Source organism: Marinobacter bryozoorum (assembly GCF_023156245.1).
GTDB classification, from domain to species: Bacteria; Pseudomonadota; Gammaproteobacteria; order Pseudomonadales; family Oleiphilaceae; genus Marinobacter; species Marinobacter bryozoorum.
Window position 1 is genome coordinate 1 of record NZ_JAKZAH010000083.1, and the last position, 3,126, is coordinate 3,126.

Consider the following 3,126-nt stretch of genomic DNA (forward strand, 5'->3'; position numbering starts at 1 on the left):
CGCGGCTACGGCACGGCGAGCCACTTCATTGCCATCTGCTTTCTGATTGCCGGCAAGCTCAAGCATCTGCCAGCAAATCCGTTCCAGACGCCATTACAGAGAATGGTTGCAAGCTAATGTTCCACACAAAACGGAAGAGAGCCGATTATATTTAATCATTGGTTTCTGAAATGGTCCTGAAAAAGAAAAAATAAAAATTATTTTAAATTTGTGGTTGGGTGGCTTAAAAATAGTTGGACAGATAAACGGTATAAAGATTTAGGATAGGACATTAATGAACGCCAAAGTAGCGGGTTCGCGAGGCTGGTGTTATCGCTATTGGCTCTCTGTCGCCTGGTACTCTTTTTGTTCATCGGTCCAGAGCGTTTTCAGGTATTCAATGACTGACTGAATTTCCTGTTCAGTGAGAGAGTCTTCGAACGCTGGCATGGTCAGCCGATCGGTCTTGTTGAAGGGGTGCCGCCAGCCCTCCGCGATCATTTTGAACAGCATGGCGTCGCTGTGGCGCCAGGTGTGGCCGGTTTCATCGTGAGGCGGTGGCGGCATTTCGCCCTTCTCATCCGGCTTTTTCCAGTTGGCAGCGCCCTCAGCCTGCCGTCCATGGCAGGCGGCGCAGTATTGTTGATAAATTTGTCGACCCTGCGCCACATTCGCGGGCGCAGGGTCGGTACTCGCTGGCCGGCCGGACGCGATCGCAATGGCCGGCACAACGAACAGAATCAGCAAGCCGATCCACTTATTCATACACTGGCGTCCATTCGCCGACGTCGCCATGGGCAAACAAGTTGCCGCCCTCAACGGCTGTTACGAACCCATGAACTGGCGAGAAAGTCAGCGCCGTCACGGTTCCGGGTGCCTTAACGTTTGCCCAGGTTTCGCCGCCATCGTTACTGTGATGGAGCTGTCCCTCGACGACCGCATAGACGTTTTCCGGAGCGGCGGGATCATAGCTGATGGCAGACACGGTACCTCGCAGGTCTCCCGCATCGCCCCAGAAGCAGAAACAGTCCATGGAGCGGGCGACGCCGCGCGTCGTGCCGGCAAAAAGCCAGCCACTTTCCATGCTGCCGGGCATGTCCGAGTGCAGGAATGCCTGCACCGGTTCCCGGGGGCCACCATCGACTTTGACCCATTCGGCGCCGCCGTCCCTGGACCGGAACATGCCATCTTCTCCGAGGTACGCGTAGAGAGTTCCGGCTTGGGTGGCATGAGTGGCCATGGCAGTGACGCCGAGATCGGGCAAGGTGTCATTGAGGGCTTGCCAGCTATTGGTGGCACTGTTGTAGCGCCAGACGCCCAGGCCGGGACCGGCCAGGTAAATACTGCCATCGGCTCCTTTTGCCAGAGACGTGGGCTGCGCACCGGCATCCGACGTTGGTAGCGGAATTTCAGTGGACGTACCACCGCCAATGGCAAACAGGCCGCTGGCACGCAGCACTACAAGGGCCCCTGACGGGTTGCTCGTCAGGGCCTTCACTGATTGGCTATCGCCCGTAGACTGGGCATGAGCCAGCGTCGGCAAGACAACAGCCAGAGTGATCAGGAAGAAGCGCAAGAGTGCGGACTTCAGGCGAAAAACGATCGCGTTCATGGCGCTGACCTCAGTAATCCTTGTATTCGCGGAAAACGCGCTGCTGGCCATTGGCGCTGAAAGCGATGACCTGATAATCCTCTTTCCGGCCGGTTTCCATGCCGGGGCTGCCCTGGACCATGCCGGGCACAGAGAGACCAAGGGTGTTGAACTGCGGGTTTTCGAGGTAAGCGACAATATCATCCGCCGGCACATGGCCCTCAATCACCAGATCGCCAATCAATGCGGTGTGGCACGACGCCATTTCGCGGGGCACGCCATGAGTCTGCTTGATTTGATTGAGGTTGTCGGTTTCAACAATGTCGGTCTCAAAGCCATTGGCCGCAAGATGCTCAGCCCAGGACTGACAGCAACTGCAATTGGGGCTCTTGTAGATGGTGATGGCTGTGCCAGTCTCTGCAGTGGATGCGACTGCGGATGATGGCTCGGCAGACTCACCAGCCTGGATTGCCAGTGTGGTAGCGCCTGCAACGAGAACGACAGCGGCTACACCTGTAAACAGGGCAAGTTTCTTGGTTTTCATGGTAATCCTCGATGTGATTCGGTCATCGGCGATGCAAGGCCCGGGGCGGGCACATTGGCTTCCCCGGGCAATGGGTTTTGGTTTAGGCGTCCTGGTCCTTCTCGCCGCCGCTCATATTCATTTCATCGCCGCCATGGCTCTGCATCATTTTCATGCAGGCTTCCGTCATCGCTTTGCGATCTTCCGAAGACATGTCGGACATCATGCCCATCATGCCACCCATTCCGTGCATGCCTTTGGAGGACATCATTCCATTCTCCTCGGAGTCAGGGTCCATCATGCCGTTGCCTTCGGCATGGGCGAAGACAGAGAAGAAAGCAACACTACCCGCGAAAATGGCAGCGGTGATTGAAAGCTTGATATTGGAATTGCGCATTTGGTTTGCTCCAGTTAAAGACTCGTGACGAATAGGTATGAACACGAGGCTTTCTTGTAAGAATTAACGTTAATGACATTGCCGCAATGGGCAAAAGTCCGGGTTAAGACTCAGGAGCGAAATTGTGGAGGGGGTGTGATAGAAGCCAGGAAAGGATCCTGGTAGTCGTTCTCAAGGGCGCTTAAAACCGGTTGGGAACCGGCATCAACCAAGCCGCTGGGGCCTGTTGGCAAAAGACCGATACTGACACCACAGCTGTTCAGCCCGCTGGCGGTCGGACAGGCCATGTCTGAACCTGTGAAACAACTGATCCTGTCATCAGAGGCAGATTCACTGGTTCCGGTTGCATCGGACATCATGGAACCGCAGTCCATCATGGACGCCTCCATCTGACCGTCGGCCATTTCAGAGACGGCCAACGCCGGAGTGCTTATCACCATTATGAGTGATAGCAACAACGAGAAAATTTGGCGTTTCGTTATGGTCATCTTGATTTCGGGCACCAACCTGTCGATCTTCACCGCTGTGACAAAACCTTCGTCACGTAGTTCACCAGATGCTAGCAGCCTGTCGGACTTGCACCTGACAGGCCTTATTTAAAGTTGTCTTGTCTGCCTGGTTTCCCGAGTTTGACCG

General features: G+C 55.3%; 4 protein-coding genes. All 4 read right to left on the reverse strand.

The genetic code is table 11. The annotated features are described in order from the left end of the window. Window positions 1-315 precede the first annotated feature (315 nt). A complete protein-coding gene (locus MLC59_RS19505; RefSeq protein WP_248237265.1) occupies window positions 316-744 on the reverse strand; it encodes a c-type cytochrome in 429 nt (142 codons plus the stop codon). Beyond that, the gene (locus MLC59_RS19510) at window positions 737-1,591 is read right to left on the reverse strand and encodes a WD40/YVTN/BNR-like repeat-containing protein (RefSeq protein ID WP_248237266.1); all 855 of its coding nucleotides are present in this window, start codon (window positions 1,589-1,591) and stop codon (window positions 737-739) included. Before MLC59_RS19510 ends, MLC59_RS19505 begins: the two co-directional genes overlap by 8 nt. 10 nt (window positions 1,592-1,601) lie before the next feature. Further along, window positions 1,602-2,114 (reverse strand): DUF411 domain-containing protein, encoded by a 513-nt coding sequence (locus MLC59_RS19515; protein ID WP_248237267.1) that lies wholly within the window; start codon window positions 2,112-2,114, stop codon window positions 1,602-1,604. Window positions 2,115-2,196: 82 nt separating this feature from the next. Beyond that, complete coding sequence (locus MLC59_RS19520) at window positions 2,197-2,490, reverse strand: hypothetical protein (protein WP_202348784.1); 294 nt, start codon at window positions 2,488-2,490, stop codon at window positions 2,197-2,199. Window positions 2,491-3,126: the final 636 nt, after the last annotated feature.

Excerpts from the sequence above, each read along its gene's own strand:
- MLC59_RS19505 (WP_248237265.1), bottom strand. The coding sequence starts at position 744 with ATGAATAAGTGGATCGGCTTGCTGATTCTGTTCGTTGTGCCGGCCATT.
- MLC59_RS19510 (WP_248237266.1), bottom strand. The coding sequence starts at position 1,591 with ATGAACGCGATCGTTTTTCGCCTGAAGTCCGCACTCTTGCGCTTCTTC.
- MLC59_RS19515 (WP_248237267.1), bottom strand. The coding sequence starts at position 2,114 with ATGAAAACCAAGAAACTTGCCCTGTTTACAGGTGTAGCCGCTGTCGTT.
- MLC59_RS19520 (WP_202348784.1), bottom strand. The coding sequence starts at position 2,490 with ATGCGCAATTCCAATATCAAGCTTTCAATCACCGCTGCCATTTTCGCG.